This window comes from Clostridium sp. AM49-4BH (assembly GCF_003478335.1).
GTDB lineage: Bacteria > Bacillota > Clostridia > Lachnospirales > Lachnospiraceae > Butyribacter.
The window spans coordinates 1-21832 of the sequence record NZ_QUFB01000012.1 but is presented as its reverse complement, the minus strand read 5'-3'; the positions used below and the strand labels follow the sequence as shown (position 1 = coordinate 21832).

Below are 21832 nucleotides of genomic sequence, written 5' to 3'. Positions count from 1 at the left end.
TGAGAATGCGACGGCATATGCGATGAAATATTCATCTTTGTGAATGTTTTTGACATACATGATCTGTATAAACTAAAGAAATATGGGGCAGTCTTTTCTATAAAGGGCTGCTCCTTTTCTGCTACAGAGGCGGACTAAGAAAGGAAAGAAAACGATGGAACAAACAAAAGGTTATGTACATTCATTAGAGAGTTTTGGATCTGCAGATGGTCCCGGTGTGCGATATATTATTTTTTTGAGTGGCTGCGCAATGCGTTGTCAGTTTTGCCATAATCCGGATACGTGGGATATGCAAAAGGGAACTCTATATACTGCCAAAGAATTAATTGATAAGGCTTGGCGCTATCGCAATTATTGGGGCAAAGACGGTGGGATCACCATTAGTGGCGGAGAACCGCTTTTGCAGATCGACTTTCTGACAGAGATATTTACTTTGGCGAAAGAAAAGGGGATTCATACGACGCTTGATACAAGTGGAAACCCGTTTACCAGAGAAGAGCCGTTTTATTCCAAGTGGAAAAAATTGATGGAAGTAACAGATCTTGTTATGCTGGATATTAAGCACATTGATGAGAAGGTACATCAGACACTTACCGGACAAACCGGGGAAAATATCAAAGAGATGGCAAGAGAGATGTCGGATATGGGGCAGCCAATGTGGATCCGTCATGTGCTCATCCCGGGGGATAACAGTCAGGATAAATATCTGATCGAAATGCGGGAATTTATCCAAACATTAAAGACGGTAGAGCGCGTAGAAATTTTGCCGTATCATACACTGGGTGTATTTAAATGGGAACAGCTTGGAATTGATTATCCGCTGAAAGGCGTTAATCCACCGACCCAGGAAGAAGTGAAACACGCAGAAGAGTTATTAGGTATTTAAGAGATTTATAAGTGGTTGTAAAGTCTTACGGACGAGGTTACGAATATGGAAAATAGAACAAACAAAAGAATGCAGTGGGTGATTCGTCTTGGGTGTATTTTGGGACTGATGACAGCGCTTTGCGGTTGCTCCTCTACAGAGGTTGTTAAGGTTGCTAAATATGCGGCGAAAGAGGCGTTAAAGACAACCGCGCCACAGCAGGATCGCTCAGAAGGAGAAAGTTCCTCGGCAAAAGATGCGGATGGGAAAGATTCCGACAGTGCAACGCAGTCTTTAGATAATTTAAAAGATCATGCGGCGTACAACGGGGAACCATATGTGGAACTGAATGATAATGTTCCGAATTTCACAACCCGTGAAAAAAACAACACCAAAGCATTTGAGAATTATCATCGTCTGGATGCATTGGGACGTTGTGGCACAGCTTATGCCAATATATGCAAAGAGCTTATGCCGACGGAGAAACGTGGTGCGATCGGTATGGTAAAGCCTAGTGGATGGAACACTGTTAAATACGATGTCGTGGATGGCAAATATTTGTATAACCGCTGTCATTTGATCGGATTTCAATTGGCAGGTGAAAATGCAAACAAAAAAAATCTGATCACGGGGACTAGATATTTAAATGTAGATGGAATGCTTCCTTTTGAGGATGAAGTGGCAGATTATGTCAAAGATACAGATCACCATGTTTTGTATCGTGTTACCCCTGTTTTTAAGGGTGATAATCTAGTGGCAGAAGGAGTCGAGATGGAAGCTTATTCTGTGGAAGATAAAGGTAAGGGAATATGTTTCCATGTATTCGTTTATAATGTGCAGCCGGGCGTTACGATCGACTACGCAACCGGAGAAAGCAGGCTGTCTAAATAATCGCAATCATACTAACTTCTCTCGTTTCGTCAAAGAACATTTTGGCGAGACGAGAGGGGTTTGTTTTATATAAGAAAGATTTGTTTTGTATAAGAAAGATTAGTGTTGACTTTTAATGATAACGTACATATAATATATAGAACTTCAATTATGGAGTGGCTACGAAAACTCTTTGCACTGCATTTAGCTACAGTACAAACTGAACAGGCCGGATATCTTATCTGGGGCCGGGTCACAACGTGACAGTGGAATGAATTGTTTTATCCGCGGGACAGTAGTATTACTGGTTCTTCGCGGATGTTTTTTTATTTTTTATTGGAGAGGTTATTATGAGCAATCAAAACAACAAAGACAATATGGAAACAGTAGCAATGCGGGTGTGCATTGTAAGTATTTTTGGCAATACAATATTGTCATTGATCAAATTGCTAGCCGGTGTGATCGCTCATTCCGGAGCGATGGTCAGTGATGCGGTTCATTCTGCATCGGATGTGTTTAGCAGTATTATTGTGATCGTTGGAGTGAAGTTGTCTGCACAGGCTTCTGATAAGGAGCATCCATATGGACATGAACGGTTGGAGTGTATTGCGGCACTTCTGCTTGCAAATATTTTGTGCCTTACCGGTATTGGAATTGGCTATGGAGCTGTCAAAAATATTATAGCGGGAGATTATGCACATTTGCAGACACCGGGACTGCTTGCAGCAGCTGCGGCAATATTGTCTATTATTTCGAAAGAAGCAATGTTTCAGTATACTAAATATCATGCGAAACGTGTGGATTCCGGAGCATTGATGGCGGATGCCTGGCATCATCGATCGGATGCATTTTCTTCTGTTGGTGCTTTGATTGGTATTGTTGGAGCACGTTTAGGATTTCCGGTTCTTGATTCTATTGCCAGTGTAGTAATCTGTTTGTTTATTGTAAAGGCAGCGTATGATATTTTTATGGACGCAACGGACAAAATGGTTGATCATGCCTGTGATGATGCATTGGAGAATGAGCTTCGGGAGTGCGCCTGTAGAGAAGAAGGTGTGCTTCATGTTGATATTATGCGTACTCGTGTGTTTGGAAATAAGATCTATGTTGATATTGAGATCAGTGCAGATGGCAGAAAAACGTTATTTGAGGCACATGAGATCGCAGAACATGTACATGACGCGATAGAACGCAATTTCCCAAAGGTAAAGCATGTTATGGTGCACGTCAATCCGCATTTGCTGTCGGAGTAAGCAAGGTGTGGTGCACGTCAATCCGCAATTGCTGTCGGAGTAAAATGGCGGCAAAATAGCAAACCATCTTTTCAGATCCCTTAAGTGAGAATACACTTGGATAGCAGTGTGATCACTTGAGGGATTTTTTCGCTGGTCAGGCCGGAATAATTAATGATCAGTGTATGTGCCGGAATATTAGGGCTTTCTTTTTCATAATATTCGGACAAAAAAGATAGGTGAAGACCATATTCTTTTGCTTTTGCAGACAAAGCATCATCTGGGAGTGAGGTATCAATATGCAGCAGAAAGTGAAGTCCTGAATCTTCTTCTGCGATATTGCAATGTGTGGCAAGTGCGCTATTAGCAATGGCATCCAGCAGTTCGTCACGTATTTTGCGATAATAAGTACGCATACGGTTAATATGTTTTTCGAAATAACGGTCTTCAATAAAACGTGCCAACGTATACTGCTCAAAGTTGGATACGGTACAAGAGTAAAAGGACAGGCGTTTTGCAAACTGTTCCAGCAAATGTTTAGGCAATACCATATAGCTGATTCGTATGGTTGAAGAAAGGCTTTTGGTAAATGTGTTCATATAAATGACACGTTCTGATTGGTCGATACTTTGCAGCGTTGGGATAGGTTTGCCGGATAATCGAAATTCTGAATCATAATCATCTTCAATGATATACCGGCCCGGCTGCCTGGTTGCCCAAGCCAACAGTTCATAGCGGGTCCCGATCGGAGTGACGATGCCGGTCGGAAAATGGTGGGACGGTGACAGATGTACAATTTGTGCTCCGGAAGATTCTAATTCCAGTGCATCGATACCCTTAGCACTGATCGGTATATAGCGATATTTGACACGGCTATTTTCATATATTTTCGCAATCTTATGGTAGCCGGGATTCTCAACTGCATAGACTTTGTCCTGACCGAATAATTGAATCAGAAGACCGTATAGATACTCGGTTCCGGCACCGATAATGATCTGCTCCGGTGTCACGTCCATACCTCGAAAATCTTTGAGCTGTGAGCAGATGGCGTGACGAAGATCCCATACGCCACCCCAAGGAGGTGTCTGCATCAGTTCCACGTGACGGTTGAGAAGAGTCTCGCGGATCAGTTTAGACCAGACAGAAAATGGAAATTGCTCCGGATTCATTTGGTTGCTGGCAAGATCCACCTTATATTTGTCGGGCATACGTAGACTGTTCGAAGTGGAAGATGTTGTTTGCGATATGGAGAGAGTAAGGTCAGATAAATTTCTGACATAAAACCCTTTCTTGGGAATGGAGTAAATGTATCCTTCGGCTTGAAGCTGGGCGTAGGCATTTTCTACAGTAATATTGCTAACCCCTAGATTTTTGGCAAAACTACGCTTTGATGGCAGCTTTGTCTCGGCGGTCAGATTACCGCATAAAATATCCTCGCGGATACATTGGTACAGATGGTGGTACAGGCTATCTGACCCTATATTAGTAAATGAATATGTAAGCATTGGTATTATATCCTCCAAACTGACTATACTGACTATGGTTAAATTGGATATTTTCACATGGTCAGATTATAGTATACTTTACTTCAGTTACATTTGCAAATAATTCCGATAAGTTTTGTCGGGATGCCTTATGTAAAGAAATCAAACTTCGCACAGCCGGAGCTGCTGTCTGAAGCTTGAGTAAAGAAAATGGTGTTATGAGAATATTGTGTCTGTGCACACTTGATACAATATTGAAACGCTTGAAAATGTGTGCAGAAATGAGGATAGTATGAGCAGACAGTATGAATTAAACAAAGAATTGGCACAGATGTTAAAAGGTGGCGTGATCATGGATGTTACGACTCCGGAGCAGGCAAAGATCGCTGAGGCAGCAGGTGCGTGTGCTGTTATGGCATTGGAGAGAATCCCGGCAGATATTCGTGCAGCCGGAGGTGTATCACGTATGAGTGATCCGAAAATGATCCGTGGTATTCAGGAAGCAGTATCTATTCCGGTTATGGCAAAATGCCGTATCGGTCATTTTGTAGAGGCGCAGTTATTAGAGGCAATTGAAATTGATTACATTGATGAGAGTGAGGTACTTTCTCCGGCAGATGATGTTTACCATATTGACAAGACAAAGTTCCGCGTTCCGTTTGTATGTGGCGCTAAGGATTTAGGAGAGGCACTTCGCCGTATCAACGAGGGAGCTTCCATGATCCGTACCAAGGGTGAGCCGGGAACCGGTGATGTTGTTCAGGCAGTGCGTCATATGCGTATGATGAACAGTGCAATTGCTAAGATTTCCGCTATGCGTGAGGATGAACTGTTTGATGAAGCCAAACAACTTCGTGTACCATATGAGCTGGTTCAGTATGTACATGAGCACAAGAGACTGCCGGTTGTAAACTTTGCAGCAGGTGGTGTTGCAACTCCTGCAGATGCCGCATTGATGATGCAGCTTGGTGCAGAAGGCGTCTTTGTAGGATCCGGTATCTTCAAGTCCGGTAATCCGGAGAAGCGTGCAAATGCGATCGTAAAAGCAGTTACCAATTATACCGATGCGAAGATGATCGCAGAACTTTCTGAGGATCTTGGAGAAGCTATGGTTGGTATTAATGAAGACGAGATTGAATTATTAATGGCTGAGCGAGGCAAATAATATACTTGACTCAAACTTCCCACACCTCAAAGCCTCACAGCCATATATTGCTTATTATGTCAGAATACTTGCGCATGATTTCTGCGCATAATGGAGTTTCGAAGAAACTCCTAAGATGAGCACAGTGTGCTCATTATGTCAGCAATAAATAGAACATTTTGCAGATGACAAACTAAATTGTTCTGTCATCCGCGAACTAAGATAATTGCCGCAGAACGCAACGTTTTTACGTGATTTCTTATTTTGTTAAGTCTCTGATGCATACATGCCTGAAGGAGTGTCTGAGTTGTCCTGGTTTAGCAAGGTATCATCCATTTTTGGACGGGACGCTTTCGCTACGATGCGCTACGTCACGTTACTTAATGTCTCTGAAGTACGAGACATAAGTAACGACGAGCGCAAAGTCCATTTCAAAAATGATGAATACCTTGCTTCCGGGACTTTTAAGTTTCCGTAAGGCATGTAAATCATTCATCAGAGACAACAAAATTTAGAAATCACTGTAAAAACAAAATGCGGCAAGGCAATTACTATAGTTCTCGGATGGCAGAAACCACCCTTTTGTGGCTGCAAAATGCAATATAGTCATTGACATAATAAGCAATATATGGTTCGGGTAATAACTTCCGGTATGGGAAGTTTGAGTACTTAAACTTCTCATTATATGTAATGTGTAGTTTGATCATATTTTTCAGTATGGGAGGTTTGGGTTATATACTTACTGTTAGTGCAGAGAAAGGAATGTAAGATTAGTATGAAAGTTGCAGTGTTGGCAGTACAGGGTGCGTTTGAGGAACATGAAAAAGTGTTGCAGGAGCTTGGGGCGCAGACGATCCAATTACGTCAGGCAAAAGATTTAGAGGATTCGTTTGATGCATTGGTGCTTCCGGGCGGTGAGAGTACCGTTCAGGGTAAACTTTTACGGGAGTTAGATATGTATGAGCCGCTGCGCGCAAAGATCGCAGCAGGACTTCCGGTATTGGCAACCTGTGCCGGTCTGATCCTTTTGGCAGAACATATCGCTGGAGACGATACCGTTCATTTTGGAACATTGTCGGTGACGGTAAAGAGAAATGCATATGGAAGACAGCTTGGAAGCTTTCATTATGCGGAAGGCGAGTTTGTCGGGATCGGAACCTTTCCGATGGAATTTATTCGTGCACCATATGTGGAGAGTGTTAGTGATGGAGTAGAGGTGCTCGCTGAGGTGGATGGCCGCATTGTCGGTGTTCGCTATGGCAAGCAGCTTGCAGTAGCTTTTCATCCGGAACTGGGTGGAGATCACCGCATTCATCAGTGGTTTTTAGAGGAGTTTATAAAGCAGTAATTTTTAATGTGATGATACCTGTTCTTAAGGAATAGACGGAAATAGCCGATATTAATATTGCGTGGAAGATTACGCGGTATTGGTATCGGTTATTTTTTGATGGGGAGGATTTTTCCGATGATTACGAATAGTAAAGAAATTTTGTCGCAGGATGAGAAGACGGCATTGCGGGAACGCATTCAGGATATATGTAAAAAGGCAGTGTCGGAATTGATGGATCCAACATCTCAGATGAGCGATGAAGAGAGGGCACAATACGAGCAGAAGATTTTTCAAAAGCTAAAACAGGGAAAACGCTTGTCTTCGGCAGAGATGAATTATTTGCAGATTCATAATCCAACGATGTATCAAAAGGCATTGCGGGTTCAGAATGCTAAGGAACGTTTGCAGACACGTTTGGAACATTGTCGTTCCAAAGAGGAAGCAAATGATGTGATCGCAATGGAAATGAGTGCAGTCAGTGATAAAGATCCGGACAGAGAATATATGCTGGCAGGATTACAGGAGACGGCCAAAGAATATCGTCAGGACAGCCACTATAGCAGACTTCCGGATACGAGAGAACAGGCTAAAAAAACGAAGAGTCGTGCTTATCATTTTGAAGAGGACGATTCAAAGAATACCGTGTATTCGCCAATTATTGAGGTGATGGAAAGTCTGCCCGTGTTTGATCAAATATCATAGCGATTTCAGCCGGACAGAGAAATACCCATCATAAGAAGACCCCACTTTTTAAGACTCTCTGTTTCTCATTTTCCTAATGTTTGTGTGATCATATTCAAAATCCGCTCTTTGTCAGCCGGTTTCAAAATATATCCCGCCGGCTGTAGCTGCAGTATTTCCTTGATATGTTCTTTCTTGGCTATACTAGACAAGAACACCACGGGTATCGCAGCAAACTGTGGATTATCATCAATAAATAAAATGTGTTTTCGAACATCTGCTTTCTTCAGCTGTTCCTGTTCTGACGGAAACTCTACACCCAAACTGACGCAAAGAGTCCGAATTACTTCCTTATTACTGATTGGCCGAGTCAAACCACGTACTTATTTTGCATTTATATTCAATCCATATGTTTGAAACTTTTTACGATTTCGTTCATCTCCGCAATAAACAATACTCTTTTCACATCTATCATATGGAGATTCTATCCATTCGTAAACTACCCGAAAGGGTAGGGCTTCTTCCTTTTGTTATGACTTCCAATTTGTAGCATCGTGGATCTGCCTGTATATTGTGGATTGAAGGTTATTAAACTCGCAAATCCGCTTCTTCAGAGCTTATTCGCTTGTTACACAAGCTTATTTGCTCGTTAATGAGCCCAGTGTGCTCATTATATCATAATAATTGCGCATGTTTTCTGCGCATAATAGAGTTTCGAAGAAACTCCTAAGATGAGCCCAGTGTGCTCATTATATCATAGTTCGTGTAGAAACATGAGAGATGACGATAAGTTTGAGTTATTAAGATTCTATAAAAATAACGTGAAATGCGTTGCATTTCAAAGAATAAATCCACTATAATGAGTAAGGTCCTCGTTATAGTGGATTTATATACATGAATAAGAAACTGCTGTTATGTAGTGTGATATCACCAAGAATTGCTTTAGCAATTCTTGTAAAGCAAAGCGCCTGCTTTGCCTTTTTGTGAAATAAATATAGGAAGGGTTGGTTATGAAATGAAGCGAGTAGTTGTAACAGGTATGGGTGCTGTGACGCCAATTGGAATTACGGTAGAGAAATTTTGGGAGTCTGTTTTGGAAGGAAAGGTTGGTATAGGACCGATCCAAAACTTTGATACGACACAGTATAAAGCAAAGTTATCGGCAGAAGTAATAGATTTTGATCCAAAAGCGTATATTGAACCAAAAGCTGCCAAACGAATGGATCGTTTTAGTCAGATGGCAGTGACAGCTTCCATTGAGGCGATGCAGGATAGTGGTCTTAACATAGAGGAAGAAGACTCCTACAGACTGGGCGTTTGTGTTGGATCCGGCGTGGGAAGTCTCATGGGAATTGAACGTGAATACGATAAGATGTTAGCCAAGGGACTGGGAAGGATACATCCGCTTACAGCCCCATTGGTCTTGGGAAATATGGCAGCAGCCAGTGTCGCTATGTATCATGGCTTTCAGGGAAAATGCATTGATGTAGTGACTGCCTGTGCAACCGGAACCAACTCGATCGGAGAGGCGTTTCGCTCTATACAGCATGGAGAGGCAGACGTGATCCTAGCGGGAGGCGTTGATAGTTCGGTAAGTCGTTTTGGTGTTGCAGCATTTCAGGCACTCACTGCATTGACCGATTCCGAAGATCCGACAGCTGCATCCATTCCGTTTGACAAGCGTCGTAATGGATTTGTTACCGGAGAAGGTGCCGGTATTTTTGTATTAGAAGAATTAGAGCATGCCAAAGCAAGAGGCGCACATATTTATGCAGAGATTGGTGGATACGGGGCAACTTGCGATGCGCATCATGTTACGACTCCGCTGGAGGATGGCTCTGCAGCCGCACGTGCAATGACGATGGCGATGCAGGATGCCGGTGTGGCTCCGGAAGAAGTGGATTATATTAATGCACATGGAACAAGCACAAAATACAATGACTTATTCGAGACGAGAGCAATTAAGCTCGCTTTTGGAGATAGTGCATATAAAGTACACATCAATTCCACGAAATCCATGATCGGCCATATGTTTGCAGGCGGTGGTGCCGTAGAATTGATCACCTGTGTCAAATCGATCAATGAAGGATATATTCATCCGACGGTCGGTCTGCTCGAGGATGACCCGGAGTGCGATCTGGATTATACAAAGGGTGAAGGCATTCATACGCCGGTGCATATTGCGATCAGCAATTCATTAGGTTTTGGTGGGCATAATGCAACAGTACTGGTGAAAGAATATCAGGATTAAAGCAGGGAGGCTTTGCGATGGAACAGCGAATTATACAATATGTCTCTTATCTGAAAGGTATTTACCTCAAAGAATACGATGATGAAGAACGGAAAAAAATATGTGAGCAGGTGCTTGTGCAGATTGGATTTTTTCAGCATGAACGTCTGATCCATTTGATCGTCACGGTCACTTTTGCGCTATTGGCGGTAGTGACCTTTGGCATATGCGCAGTGGCTCCTTCTGTGCCATTTTTTGGACTGGAGTGTCTTCTGCTTGTGCTGCTGATCCCTTATATCAGACATTATTATATTTTGGAAAATTCTGTACAGACGATGTATCGTTGTTATGATAAATTAAGCAAAGAAGCGTTTCATGAAGTTCCAAAAAAAGAAAAGGACAAAATATCGCAGTCCTAAAAATAGGATAGATAGTTGCGATATGAAAAAGGGAGAGAACAAATGAGAATACCGAAATTTTTGGAAGCGTCCGGGACGATTGGTTTTGTTGCACCGGCCTTTGGCTGTAATATGGAACCTTACCGGAGTGGTTTTGATGCTGCGCAGAAAACGTTTGCGGCATTGGGACATACCATGATATTAGGCCCGAACTGCTACGAAGGCAGTGGAATTGGGATTAGCAATACACCGCAAAAATGTGGAGAGGAGATCAATACATTTTTTGCAAAGCAGGAAGTAGATGTGCTGCTTTCCTGTGGTGGTGGAGAATTAATGTGTGAAGTGTTGGATTATATTGACTTTAAATGGATCGCTGCATTGCCGCCTAAGTGGTACATGGGATATTCGGACAATACGAATCTTACATTTTTGCTTCCAACGCTTTGTGATACTGCCGCGATTTACGGACCTTGTGCACCGGCGTTTGGTATGAGAACATGGCATCCGGCAATACAGGATGCGTATGATCTGTTACGTGGCAACAAGCAGGAAATACATAGTTATCCATTGTGGGAAAAGGAATCCTTAAAGACGGAGGATAATCCGTTGGAGCCGTATCATGTTACGGAACCGGTCGTATTGCACTGTGAACCTGCAGAGCAGCCGATCCGTATGGAAGGGCGTTTGATCGGTGGATGTTTAGACTGCTTAGGAAATTTAGTCGGTACCAAGTACGATAAGGTAAAAGAATTTGCGGACAGATATCAAGAGGACGGATTGATCTGGTTTATGGAAGCGTGTGATCTGAATGTTATGAGCATACGTCGAACATTGTGGCAATTATCGCATGCCGGCTGGTTCCGGCACGTAAAAGGATTTTTGATCGGGAGACCGTTATCCTTTGGGGAAGAGGCTTTTGGTATGGATCAGTATGAAGCTGTAGTTTCTATGCTTCGTCAATATGAAGTGCCGATCGTTATGGATGTCGATATCGGACATTTACCGCCGATGCTGCCGATCATTAGTGGTGGCAAAGCGAGCGTGATGGTTGCAGATGGTGCGTTGGATATTCAGTATAAATTTTAATCTTACAGTAACAGAAAGGCGGAGATATGCCTAAATTTAGTGTGAAAAGACCATTTTTGATCTTGGTCGGTGTTATTATTGTATTGGTACTTGGAGGTGTCAGCTATTCTAAAATGACAACGGACCTTCTGCCAAACATGAATATGCCATATATGATGGTGATTACGACCTATGTGGGGGCTGCCCCGGAAAGGTAGAAAAGGACATTACAGAACCGATGGAAAGTGCAGTTGGTACTGTGAATGGTGTAAAAAAAGTAACCAGTAATTCTGCAGAAAATTCCAGTATGGTCATGCTGCAGTTTCAGGATGATACGAATATGGATGCTGCCATGGTAAAAGTGTCTTCGGCGGTCAATCAGTTGGAACTACCGGATACAGCGGGACAGCCGATGATCATGGAAATCTCGATGGACATGATGTCAACGGTTATGGCAAGTGTCGATTATGAGGGCAAAGACCGTGTGGAACTTGCCAAGTTTGTGGATGATAATATTTTGCCGGCGCTGGAGCGCGGTGATGGTGTGGCAAGTGTTTCGACAAATGGTATGGTTGAGGAATCAATTGAGGTTGTATTAAACCAGGATAAGATTGATGACGTCAATGCCCGTGTGTTGGAAAAGACAGACAAGCACTCGCAGATGCCAAAAAGAAAATTGATGATGGCAGCAAAAAGCTTCAAGAGGGGAAAAAACAGTTAGAGTCTCAGCAGAAGAAACTGTCGCAGCAACAGGGAAAACAATCTGCACAGCTTGCAAAGTTCAGCAAGATGATGAATCAGGCAATTGCGACAAAAGTTGCGTACGAATCCCAGCTTGCAAGCTTAAAGGCGAGTCAGTCAGCGTTAAATGGTGAGAAGAAAGCCTATACGACAAATAAAGTAGTATCCTCGTATGAGCAGATGAACAAAGGATTTGCGACAATTCAGAATAGTTTTGCCAAGGGTGGAACTGCTTATCAGGCGATGTATACGACGATTTACAAGCAGATCTTAAATACAATGGTACAGGAAACGCTGAAACAGACCGGTCTTAATGTGACAGTGACGGACAGCAATGTAGACACGTATTTGAAACAGCTTGGTAATGCTGCAGATACTCTAAAAGAAGCAGCCAAAACACAGGCAGAAAGTGCGACGGCAACACAGGCAGCGAAGCAGAAAGCAGCATTGCCAACCAGTGTCAAGGATGCGATCGACAATCCGTCCAAATTGACGGCTTACAAAAACATGCTCAAAACACAGGGACAGAGTAAGATTGCCAAGTCGATGACAAAGAAGAGTCTGAAATCCCTGTACGATATTGTAGAAACTCGTATCCCGCAGATCGATACAGAGCTTGCGAACTTAAAGACTGAGATCGCAGCCGCACAAGCGGTCGTAAAGCAAGTGACAAAGTCTATCAGTAAGGCGGAGAGTCAATACGAGAAAGTTGAAACCGGTAAGATCACAGCGGCCGCGGCGTTTGGTTCTGCCAATGCACAGATGGCATCCGCAAAATCGACTTTGGAAAATAGTGAAAAGGAGTTAGATAATGCGAAGAAATCCTTCCATAACTCCAAGAAAGAGGCGCTCAAAAAAGCGAATCTTGATCAGATGTTGACGAAGGAGACACTGGCAGGTATTTTGACGGCGGAAAACTTTTCGATGCCGGCAGGATACATTAATGAAGATAAGACACAGTATTTGCTCAAGGTAGGAGATCAGTATAAGAGCATTGACGCCCTCAAAAAGACGCTGCTCTGCCATATGAAAGATATCGGAAATGTTCGCCTGCAGGATGTAGCGGATATAACAGTAGTAAATAATAGTGCAGATTCTTATGCAAAATTAAATGGTAACGATGCGATCATTATCGGTGTTTCCAAAGCGAGTACAGCAGGAACGTCTACGGTGTCCAAAAACTGTGCCAAGAGCATGAAAGAACTGGAACAAAAATATGATGGTCTGCACTTCACAAAGTTAATGGATCAAGGTGATTATATCAAAATGATCGTTGACTCCGTTATTTCTAACTTGTTGTGGGGAGCATTATTAGCAATCGTAGTATTATTCCTGTTTTTACAGGATATCCGTCCTACGGTAGTCGTTGCTTTCAGCATTCCGCTTAGCGTACTGTTTGCCATTGTGCTTATGTACTTTACGAACATAACGCTGAATATGATCTCTTTGTCCGGTTTGGCATTGGGTATTGGTATGCTGGTTGATAACTCGATCGTCGTCATTGAAAATATCTATCGATTACGAGGAAAAGGAGTTTCAGCGGCACGTGCAGCAGTGATGGGAGCCAATCAAGTGGCAGGGGCTATTTTTGCATCAACGCTTACGACAATCTGCGTATTCCTGCCGATCATCTTTACGGATGGTATTACTCGTCAGACCATGCAGGATATGTGTTTGACGATCGCTTACAGTTTGAGTGCAAGTTTGATCGTTGCGTTGACTGTTGTACCAACAATGGGTGCGACACTTTTGCGTAAGGAGCCAAATCGAAAGCATCGATTCTTCCATGCTGTTCAGGTGGCTTATGAAAAGATTTTGCGGTTCTGCTTGAAATGGAAAGCGGTTCCAATCTTGATCGCCGTATTTTTACTTGGTTTTTCTGTTTGGAAAGTGACACAGATGGGAATTGTATTTATGCCGGAAATGGGCAGTGAGCAGATGTCCTATTCCTATACGATGCCGGAAAAAACATCGACCGAGCAGGATTACGCATTGTCAGATGAGATTGCCGGGGAAGTGCGTAAGATCAAAGGTGTTAAGACGGTTGGAGCATTGATGGGAGATAATTCGTCCATGATGGGGATTTCGACGGGCGGCGGAACCAGCAAGTCTTTTAATGCAATGATCATTTTGGATGAAGAGTATGCTAATCAAAATAAAGAGATAGCAGCTAAGATCGAAAAGATTCTGAGCAAGAAGAAGTTGGATGATTATTCTGTATCCGAATCAAATATGGATATGTCGAGTATGATGGCATCTGGTGTGCAGGTCGATATTTACGGCAAGGACACAACGAAGTTAGAAAAGATCAGCGAAGATGTGATGAAAATGCTCGAGAAAACTGACAAGTACGAGGATATTACCAATGGGCAGGAAGAGGGCAAAAAAGAACTTGTTGTCAGTGTGAATAAAGATAAGGCGATGCGCTATGGACTTACGGTAGCGCAGGTCTTCCAAGAGCTGTCCGGTAAATTATCCACGGATAAAGAAGCGACAACGATCACGGTGGATGATCAGGATTACAAGGTCAAACTTGTCGATGATCGTGATGAATTAAAGACGAACAACCTACTGTCCTATAAGTTTGAAACGACAGTAACGGACGATCAGGGCAAGCAGAAGAAAGAGACTCATAAGCTGAAAGAATTTGCGGATGTGAAAGAGGCGAAGAGCCTGACAACGTTAAAACGTGAAAACCTTTCAAACATGATCTCGGTAACGGCATCGGTTAAGGATGGCGAAAATGCAACATTGCTTAGCCGTGATCTGCAGAAGCAGATTGACAAATACGAAACGCCGGATGGCTACGATGTGAAGATCTCCGGTGAGAGCGAGACAAATAATGAGATGATGAAAAACATGCTCCTTATGATCTCGCTTGCTATCTTATTCATTTATCTGATCATGGTAGCGCAGTTCCAAGGACTTTTGTCGCCGTTTATCGTGTTGCTTACAATACCGCTTGCATTCACCGGTGGATTGCTTGGTCTTTTGATCGCAGGCGAGGAATTGTCTGTTATGTCAATGATGGGATTCTTGGTATTGGCCGGTGTCGTTGTAAACAATGGTATTGTGTTTGTAGATTATGTCAACCAGCTTCGTCTGGATGGCGTAGCCAAAAAAGACGCATTGGTGGAAACAGGGGTTACCCGTATGCGCCCGATCTTAATGACGGCGCTTACGACAGTTCTTGCTATGTCAACGATGGTATTTAGCACAGACACCAGTGCACAGATGTCTCGTGGTATGGCGATCGTAACGATCGGAGGATTGCTGTATGCAACGCTTATGACATTGTTTATTGTTCCGGTATTTTACGATATCTTCTATCGCAGAAAGATGAAAAAGATTGACCTTGGAGACGAGAGCAATTTGATGGATGAGGATAAATAAAGGAACAAAAAAACGCGTGTTGTCAGCAAAACTCGAATAAAAAAAACTATATCGGAAATACTTTCTTGTAAAGAGCTGGGTATCTGCAATTGTAAGGCAATACTGCATTGAGCGAAAACAGAGAAAGGTGTGATGTAGGTTTGAAGAAACAGCAGGGAATACAAAGTGTGAAATTTGAAGAGCCACCGATCATTTGCGCTGCTGCATCTGTAGTAGGGCAAAAGGAAGGGGATGGCCCATTTGGTGATGTATTTGACCAGATCGAGTCAGACCCTAAGGTTGGTGGAGATACATGGGAAGACGCAGAAGGCAGACTTCAGGAGCGTGCCGCAGAACTTGCTATTCAAAAAGCAGGCTGTGGTAAAGAGGCAATCCGTTACATTGTGGCGGGCGATCTCCTGGGACAGCTTATGGCGTCTTCTTTTGGTTTAGCAGGATTTGATAAACCGTTGTTTGGTGTGTATGGAGCCTGTTCAACGATGGGAGAATCCATCGGGATCGGTTCTATGCTTGTAGAAGGTGGATTCGCAGATTATGTACTTGCAATGACTTCCAGCCATTTTGCCAGTGCTGAAAAACAATTTCGTTTTCCGCTAGGCTATGCAAATCAGCGTCCTAAAGCCTCGACTTGGACGGTGACAGGAAGTGGAGCCGTTGTGATATGTAAAGGGGATCAGAAACAGGGAATGGCCAAAATTACCGGGATTACGACCGGAAAAATCGTTGATTATGGTGTGAAAGATACGATGAACATGGGTGCCTGTATGGCTCCTGCAGCCGCATCGGTGGTCGCAGCACATTTCAAAGATTTCGGAACAGATCCGTCAGAGTATGACCAGATCATTACAGGAGATCTGGGGATGGTTGGCAAAGATATTTTAATCGACATTTTGCGGTCAGAAGGGTATGATATTGCAGATCGTTATATTGATTGTGGTATCGAGATATATGGCAGGGATGCACAAGCACAGGCGGGCGGCAGCGGCTGTGGATGCAGTGCGGTCATGCTTGCCGGGTATGTGTTGAAACAGTTGGAGATCGGAGAATGGAAACGAGTGTTGTTTGTTCCAACGGGAGCATTGCTGTCAGTCGTCAGTTTTAACGAAGGTAATAGCATTCCGGGAATTGCACACGCCGTAAGATTGGAAACCCTTATTTCTAATTAACATGACGCAAACTTCCCATAACGGCTAAGCCGGGACATCTCTGACTCTCCTTCAGGCATGTATTTCATCAGAGACTTAACAAAATAAGAAATCACTAAAAAACGAAAATGCGGCAAGGCAATTGCTATAGATCTCTTACGGCAGAAGTCAATCTTTAGTAACTGCAAAATGTTTAGTGGTCATTGACATAATAAGAAATAGGTGGTTGTGGAAAATTTAAGGCATGAGAAGTTTGAGTAACATTACAATAAATTAATGGTAATTATTTGATAAAAAGGGTCAAAAATAACAAAAAATTAGAGGAAAAGATCCCGGTTGTAAAGTGGGAAAATGGGAAATGAAAAATAGACAAAAAAATCATTATTTTTGATGATCTTGAATGCAAAATTAGTGGAAAGAGGTGTATCACATTGGATTATATATTGGCGTTTATTGTTGGCGGTCTGATATGTGTTATTGTGCAAATATTAATGGATAATACAAAGCTATTACCGGGAAGGATTATGGTACTGTTGGTATGCAGCGGCGCTGTACTTGGGGCCGTCGGTGTGTACGAGCCATTTGCCAAATGGGCAGGAGCAGGGGCGACGGTTCCATTGCTTGGCTTTGGAAATGTCCTATATCAAGGAGTAAAAAAAGCGGTAGATGCAGAAGGATTTATTGGTTTATTTAAGGGAGGATTTAGTGCATGTGCAGTAGGAGTATCTGCAGCGTTAATTTTTGGATATTTGGGTTCTCTCATATTCAAACCGAAGATGAAAGATTAGTGAAATGTTAAGGCTTTAACGGGTGCTTTGGAAAAATGTTTCTTAATTCGTTATTTTTGTATTGCAAATTGAATAAAAAATGACAAAAATAAGTAAAAAAGTATACAGAACTAACAAAATTTTAAAAATCCCTTGCAACTGCGCTCTGTTGGGTATAAACTTGCCATTGTAAGCGTTAGTAAATGTATAAATTCTTTGATTGATTTATTTATGAAAGGGAGAAGAAAAATGGCTAAGACAATTAAGAAAGCAACACAGACCAAAGCACCAGCTAAAAACACATCTGTAGAGACTGCAATGAAGGCAGTAGCAGCTAAGAAACCTGAGGTGAAAGCTGCAGCACCGGCACCTGTTAAGAAGACAGAGGAAAAGCCTGCTGCTAAGGCAGAAGTTAAGCCGGCTGTGAAAGAGACAGTAAAGAAGGCAGAAGAGAAAGTGGCAGAGAAGAAGACAAGAAAGCTAGAAAGAAAACTGTTAAGAAACCGGTAGAGAAAATACAGGAAGTATTTGTTGAGTTTAATGGTGAGCAGTTTAAGACAGCTCCATTATTGAGAAGATCCATGAGGTATATAAGGCTGAGGGTCATCGTGTTGGAGCTATCAAATCCCTGCGTGTTTATATTGATCCGGTAGAGCGTAAAGCATACTATGTTATCAATGATAAAGCAGAAGGAAAATATGTTGAGTTTTAATTTGGTCATTCATTTATAGAAATTGAATCGTGTACGAAATGTTGTACATAGTAAACGACAGAGATAAGTGGTAAAGAACTTGTTTCTGTCGTTTTTATTTCATATCGAATTCATACAAATCTAGGATGTATGGCTATTCGGATCGCCGCATTCGTCAGATTATTGCGATGAAAAGAGAGTTATCATAATTGGTCTCTTGTCAGTCGTTTCTTTTTGTGCTAAAATGTGGAAAATCAGCCGTGTGTGGATGCACGGCTTTTCTTAAAATAACGAGTTAGTAAAAACTAACCACAGAGTAAGGAGAAGGAATATGACGAACGAAGAATATAAGAAACTGTCAATCAAGGAGTTTACCAAAGCGGCCGGCATATATGAAGGCGACAAAGCCGGCATTTATGAGATGTGCAAAAAAGATTATCCAGATATTATGGCAGAGCTGGAGAGGGAACCATTTGTGGATTTACTGGATGCCGGATGTGGTCCGGCGCCAATGATCTCACTGTTGTCAGAAAAATATCCGGAGCAGCATTATACGGGTCTGGATCTAACACCGGCAATGATCGAGCAAGCGCAAAAGAAGAATATTCCCAATGCTACATTTGTCGTGGGTGATTGCGAGAACTTTCCATTTGAAGATAATTCCTTTGATAGCATTATTTGCTCGAACAGTTTTCACCATTATCCAAATCCACAGGCGTTTTTTGACAGTGTGCAAAGATGTCTTCGTCCGGGTGGCAGATTGATTTTGCGTGATGCGTCAAGCAATAATAGACTGCTGCTTTGGTTTATGGATAACATCGAAGTTCCGTTAGCAAACCTGTGTGGACATGGTGATGTGAAAATTGCCAGACGGAGTGTGATAGAGGAGTGCTGTCAAAAAGCAGGATTAAAAGTAGAATCGTGTGAGATCCGGAAAGGGATGCGGATGCATTGTGTGGTGAGAAAAGTATGAGTTTGTACTTGCTGAAAATTGTACTTAAAGATATCTATAGGGAAAGTAGAGTGTTGTGAGATAAGCACATAATTATTGGAAAAGGAGCAAAAGGGGACGATGTATTCTTGACAGATGGTATAAAAAGTGTTATATTTGCATAACGTAATGTTAGCAGAAACATTTTGGTGAGCGTTTTATATAGCGCATCTACCGGTTACAACAAGGGGTTGTACTGGTTTCGACGGGCTCACTGCAGATGGAGAAGCTGTCCGTGGTCGGACACCACGTAAAAAGTTCGATTTAAAATTAAACGCTGAAGATAATTTAGCATTAGCTGCCTAAGCGCAGCTCATCGGTCTTAGCGCCCCGCCGCTAAGGTAGCCGGTGTCATACCTGCGGGACACTCCGTTGTCAAAGCTTTGCGATGACGGAAAATCTATGAAGCTACTAAAGAGCATAGCCTGTTAGTGGGCGCTGCTTGGAGGGAATGTTAAAACACTGACTATGACAGTAGAAGTACATTGAATCTGGGTTCGGACCGGGGTTCGACTCCCCGCAGCTCCACTAAAGCTAAACAAGTCGAACTCTCCGTTCGATATTATCGTATATAGGAATATATTTTGTTTAGTATATCGCTGGAAGTAAAAATAACGGCATTGTATATTGCGAAAGCAATATACAATGCCGTTATTTTTATGGAATAGAAAATCTGCATATTTGATAGGATTGGTTAGGTAGTGCTTCTTAAAAATAGGTCTTGCAACTGACTATATGAATTGATAAAATAATGAGTGCTGTGTGTGGTATCAAAAGATGCCAGCAATGAAAATGAGGAATCGGTAGTAAAGTACACAAGACGTGTTTAGAAAGGAAGGCATTTTATGGGCGGATTTTTTGGTGTGGTGTCCAAAGAAGATTGTTTGTTTGACCTGTTTTTTGGAACAGATTATCATTCACATTTAGGTACGAGACGAGGAGGCTTAGCAGTATACGGAGAGAATGGATTCGATCGTTCAATCCATAATATCGAGAACTCCCCATTTCGTACAAAGTTTGACAAAGATGTGCAGGAAATGAAAGGAAATATGGGAATTGGCTGTATTTCCGATTATGAGCCACAGCCGTTGATCGTGCGTTCTCATCACGGAACGTATGCAATTACAACGGTAAGTAAGATCAATAATATTGATGAGATCGTTCAGGATATTTTTGATAAGGGCCATGCACATTTCCTGGAGATGAGTGGCGGTGACATTAATGCAACAGAATTAGTAGCTGCCCTGATCAATCAAAAGGAGAATCTGATCGATGGTATTCGTTATGCGCTTGAGACGATCGATGGCTCTCTGACTTTGATGCTGCTGACGCCGAAAGGAATTTATGCGGCCAGAGATAAGTATGGACGTACACCAATCGTAATTGGACAAAAGGAAAATGCGTATTGTGTGACGTTTGAGGATTTTGCGTATCGTAATTTGGGCTATCATGATTATAAAGAACTTGGTCCTGGAGAGATTGACGTCATTACCACAGAGGGCGTCAAAACGTTAGTTGCTCCGGGCAAAGATATGAAGATCTGCACCTTCTTATGGGTATACTATGGTTATCCGTCCAGTTCCTATGAGGGAGTCAGCGTTGAGGAAATGCGCTATCGTTGTGGTGCATGCCTGGCAAAACGTGATAATGTCAAACCGGATATTGTAGCAGGTGTACCGGATTCTGGAATCGCACATGCGGTCGGTTACTCCAATGAGTCCGGCATTCCATTTTCCAGACCATTTATTAAATACACTCCTACATGGCCACGTTCATTTATGCCAACGATCCAGAGCCAGCGTAATTTGATCGCCAAGATGAAACTGATCGCTGTTCATGAATTGATCAAGGATAAAAAGCTGTTGCTGATCGATGATTCTATTGTGCGTGGAACACAGCTTCGTGAGACAACGGAATTTTTATATGAAAGTGGTGCGAAAGAAGTACACATCCGTCCGGCGTGTCCACCGTTAGTATATGGCTGCAAGTATTTGAACTTTTCGCGTTCCTCTTCCGAAATGGATCTGATTACACGACGTGTGATCGCAAAATTGGAGGGAACGGATGAGGTGCCAAATGAGGTATTGCAGCAATATACCGATCCAAACTCTGAGAAGTATGATCAGATGATCGAGGAAATTCGTAAAGAATTGAAATTTACTTCACTGCAGTATAATCGTCTGGATGATATGCTGGAATCTGTTGGTATTCCGGTAGAAAATCTCTGCACATACTGCTGGGACGGCAAAGAATAATCGACTGTCCAGACAACAAAAAATCGAAACATAATGAAAAGGCATTACAGTTTCCACGTAGGATCCTGTAATGCCCTTTTGAATGTCAGAAAAATGCCTAACTAAAGCTTCCCATACCGGAAGTTCTTGCCCAAACCACATATTGCTTATTATGTCGATGGTCTAATTATATTTTGCAGCCGCTATATAGTGAGTCCTGCCATCAAGAAACTATAGCAATTGCTTTGCCGCAATTAGTTTTCAGTTGATAGGAAATTGCTGTTATGTAGCGTGACATCGCCAAGAATTGCTTCAGCAATTCTTGTAGAGCAAAACGCTGGTTTTGCTCTTTTTCAAAGTGATTTCTAGATTTTGTTGTCTCTGATGATTGATTTACATGCCTGTCGGAAACTCGAGGTCCCGGAAGCAAGGTATTCATCATTTTTGAAAGGGACTTTGCGCTCGTCGTTACTTATGTCTCGTATTTCAGAGACATTAAGTAACGTGACGTAGCGCATCGTAGCGAAAGCGTCCCGTCCAAAAATGGATGATACCTTGCTAAACCGGGACA

The 21832-nt window shown here is 42.5% G+C and carries 19 protein-coding genes, 1 other RNA gene and 1 riboswitch; of the genes, 18 read left to right on the top strand and 2 right to left on the bottom strand.

Going from position 1 to position 21832, the window contains the following annotated elements; genetic code table 11:
• Positions 1-154 precede the first annotated feature (154 nt).
• The 3 genes from pflA to DW981_RS05120 all read left to right on the top strand — a co-directional run bounded on the left by pflA (position 155) and on the right by DW981_RS05120 (position 2988).
• Positions 155-886 (top strand): pyruvate formate-lyase-activating protein, encoded by a 732-nt coding sequence (pflA, locus tag DW981_RS05130; RefSeq protein ID WP_022025574.1) that lies wholly within the window; start codon positions 155-157, stop codon positions 884-886.
• Between the two features lie 45 nt (positions 887-931).
• On the top strand, positions 932-1756 hold the full coding sequence (locus DW981_RS05125; protein WP_347474507.1) for a DNA/RNA non-specific endonuclease: 825 nt from the start codon (positions 932-934) through the stop codon (positions 1754-1756).
• Positions 1757-1945: 189 nt separating this feature from the next.
• Positions 1946-2033: riboswitch (NiCo riboswitch) on the top strand.
• A gap of 52 nt (positions 2034-2085) precedes the next feature.
• Positions 2086-2988 (top strand): cation diffusion facilitator family transporter, encoded by a 903-nt coding sequence (locus tag DW981_RS05120; protein WP_182434141.1) that lies wholly within the window; start codon positions 2086-2088, stop codon positions 2986-2988.
• 80 nt (positions 2989-3068) lie between these two features.
• Here the strand turns inward: DW981_RS05120 and DW981_RS05115 are convergent, their stop codons facing one another.
• Positions 3069-4472: a PLP-dependent aminotransferase family protein gene (locus tag DW981_RS05115; protein ID WP_118506999.1), complete on the bottom strand. Its 1404-nt coding sequence runs from the start codon at positions 4470-4472 to the stop codon at positions 3069-3071.
• A 271-nt stretch (positions 4473-4743) separates the two neighbouring features.
• On the opposite strand from DW981_RS05115, the gene pdxS reads away from it, so the two are divergent.
• The 3 genes from pdxS (at position 4744) to DW981_RS05100 (ending at position 7627) form a co-directional block, all read left to right on the top strand.
• Positions 4744-5616 (top strand): pyridoxal 5'-phosphate synthase lyase subunit PdxS, encoded by an 873-nt coding sequence (gene pdxS, locus DW981_RS05110; protein WP_022025570.1) that lies wholly within the window; start codon positions 4744-4746, stop codon positions 5614-5616.
• A gap of 754 nt (positions 5617-6370) precedes the next feature.
• Positions 6371-6943 carry a pyridoxal 5'-phosphate synthase glutaminase subunit PdxT gene (gene pdxT / locus DW981_RS05105; protein WP_118506998.1) on the top strand — a complete coding sequence of 191 codons (573 nt, stop codon included), beginning with the start codon at positions 6371-6373 and terminating at the stop codon, positions 6941-6943.
• Between the two features lie 117 nt (positions 6944-7060).
• Positions 7061-7627 carry a hypothetical protein gene (locus DW981_RS05100; protein WP_022025568.1) on the top strand — a complete coding sequence of 189 codons (567 nt, stop codon included), beginning with the start codon at positions 7061-7063 and terminating at the stop codon, positions 7625-7627.
• A 65-nt stretch (positions 7628-7692) separates the two neighbouring features.
• Here the strand turns inward: DW981_RS05100 and DW981_RS05095 are convergent, their stop codons facing one another.
• Positions 7693-7929, bottom strand: a complete 237-nt coding sequence (locus tag DW981_RS05095) for a hypothetical protein (protein ID WP_118506997.1) — start codon at positions 7927-7929, stop codon at positions 7693-7695.
• A gap of 692 nt (positions 7930-8621) precedes the next feature.
• On the opposite strand from DW981_RS05095, the gene fabF reads away from it, so the two are divergent.
• The 12 genes from fabF to DW981_RS05035 all read left to right on the top strand — a co-directional run bounded on the left by fabF (position 8622) and on the right by DW981_RS05035 (position 21282).
• The gene (gene fabF / locus DW981_RS05090; protein WP_118506996.1) at positions 8622-9857 is read left to right on the top strand and encodes a beta-ketoacyl-ACP synthase II; all 1236 of its coding nucleotides are present in this window, start codon (positions 8622-8624) and stop codon (positions 9855-9857) included.
• Between the two features lie 17 nt (positions 9858-9874).
• Positions 9875-10255, top strand: a complete 381-nt coding sequence (locus DW981_RS05085; protein ID WP_118506995.1) for a hypothetical protein — start codon at positions 9875-9877, stop codon at positions 10253-10255.
• 42 nt (positions 10256-10297) lie between these two features.
• Positions 10298-11320 (top strand): S66 peptidase family protein, encoded by a 1023-nt coding sequence (locus tag DW981_RS05080; protein WP_118506994.1) that lies wholly within the window; start codon positions 10298-10300, stop codon positions 11318-11320.
• Positions 11321-11346: 26 nt separating this feature from the next.
• Complete coding sequence (locus tag DW981_RS05075; protein WP_118506993.1) at positions 11347-11517, top strand: efflux RND transporter permease subunit; 171 nt, start codon at positions 11347-11349, stop codon at positions 11515-11517.
• Between the two features lie 20 nt (positions 11518-11537).
• A complete protein-coding gene (locus tag DW981_RS05070; protein ID WP_243034657.1) occupies positions 11538-12020 on the top strand; it encodes an efflux RND transporter permease subunit in 483 nt (160 codons plus the stop codon).
• A 68-nt stretch (positions 12021-12088) separates the two neighbouring features.
• The gene (locus tag DW981_RS05065) at positions 12089-15433 is read left to right on the top strand and encodes an efflux RND transporter permease subunit (protein WP_118506991.1); all 3345 of its coding nucleotides are present in this window, start codon (positions 12089-12091) and stop codon (positions 15431-15433) included.
• 140 nt (positions 15434-15573) lie between these two features.
• Positions 15574-16599: a stage V sporulation protein AD gene (gene spoVAD / locus DW981_RS05060; protein ID WP_118506990.1), complete on the top strand. Its 1026-nt coding sequence runs from the start codon at positions 15574-15576 to the stop codon at positions 16597-16599.
• A 410-nt stretch (positions 16600-17009) separates the two neighbouring features.
• Complete coding sequence (spoVAE, locus tag DW981_RS05055) at positions 17010-17366, top strand: stage V sporulation protein AE (protein ID WP_118506989.1); 357 nt, start codon at positions 17010-17012, stop codon at positions 17364-17366.
• Between the two features lie 228 nt (positions 17367-17594).
• The gene (locus tag DW981_RS05050; protein ID WP_118506988.1) at positions 17595-17855 is read left to right on the top strand and encodes a hypothetical protein; all 261 of its coding nucleotides are present in this window, start codon (positions 17595-17597) and stop codon (positions 17853-17855) included.
• Between the two features lie 512 nt (positions 17856-18367).
• Positions 18368-19009: a class I SAM-dependent methyltransferase gene (locus DW981_RS05045; protein ID WP_118506987.1), complete on the top strand. Its 642-nt coding sequence runs from the start codon at positions 18368-18370 to the stop codon at positions 19007-19009.
• Between the two features lie 205 nt (positions 19010-19214).
• Positions 19215-19558: a transfer-messenger RNA gene (gene ssrA / locus DW981_RS05040) on the top strand.
• Between the two features lie 314 nt (positions 19559-19872).
• Positions 19873-21282 carry an amidophosphoribosyltransferase gene (locus DW981_RS05035; RefSeq protein ID WP_118506986.1) on the top strand — a complete coding sequence of 470 codons (1410 nt, stop codon included), beginning with the start codon at positions 19873-19875 and terminating at the stop codon, positions 21280-21282.
• The last annotated feature ends 550 nt before the right edge of the window (positions 21283-21832 follow it).

Coding starts and splice junctions, on each gene's coding strand:
- pflA (WP_022025574.1), top strand. CDS start 155: ATGGAACAAACAAAAGGTTATGTACATTCATTAGAGAGTTTTGGATCT.
- DW981_RS05125 (WP_347474507.1), top strand. CDS start 932: ATGGAAAATAGAACAAACAAAAGAATGCAGTGGGTGATTCGTCTTGGG.
- DW981_RS05120 (WP_182434141.1), top strand. CDS start 2,086: ATGAGCAATCAAAACAACAAAGACAATATGGAAACAGTAGCAATGCGG.
- DW981_RS05115 (WP_118506999.1), bottom strand. CDS start 4,472: ATGCTTACATATTCATTTACTAATATAGGGTCAGATAGCCTGTACCAC.
- pdxS (WP_022025570.1), top strand. CDS start 4,744: ATGAGCAGACAGTATGAATTAAACAAAGAATTGGCACAGATGTTAAAA.
- pdxT (WP_118506998.1), top strand. CDS start 6,371: ATGAAAGTTGCAGTGTTGGCAGTACAGGGTGCGTTTGAGGAACATGAA.
- DW981_RS05100 (WP_022025568.1), top strand. CDS start 7,061: ATGATTACGAATAGTAAAGAAATTTTGTCGCAGGATGAGAAGACGGCA.
- fabF (WP_118506996.1), top strand. CDS start 8,622: ATGAAGCGAGTAGTTGTAACAGGTATGGGTGCTGTGACGCCAATTGGA.
- DW981_RS05085 (WP_118506995.1), top strand. CDS start 9,875: ATGGAACAGCGAATTATACAATATGTCTCTTATCTGAAAGGTATTTAC.
- DW981_RS05080 (WP_118506994.1), top strand. CDS start 10,298: ATGAGAATACCGAAATTTTTGGAAGCGTCCGGGACGATTGGTTTTGTT.
- DW981_RS05075 (WP_118506993.1), top strand. CDS start 11,347: ATGCCTAAATTTAGTGTGAAAAGACCATTTTTGATCTTGGTCGGTGTT.
- DW981_RS05070 (WP_243034657.1), top strand. CDS start 11,538: ATGGAAAGTGCAGTTGGTACTGTGAATGGTGTAAAAAAAGTAACCAGT.
- DW981_RS05065 (WP_118506991.1), top strand. CDS start 12,089: ATGATGAATCAGGCAATTGCGACAAAAGTTGCGTACGAATCCCAGCTT.
- DW981_RS05050 (WP_118506988.1), top strand. CDS start 17,595: ATGGCTAAGACAATTAAGAAAGCAACACAGACCAAAGCACCAGCTAAA.
- DW981_RS05045 (WP_118506987.1), top strand. CDS start 18,368: ATGACGAACGAAGAATATAAGAAACTGTCAATCAAGGAGTTTACCAAA.
- DW981_RS05035 (WP_118506986.1), top strand. CDS start 19,873: ATGGGCGGATTTTTTGGTGTGGTGTCCAAAGAAGATTGTTTGTTTGAC.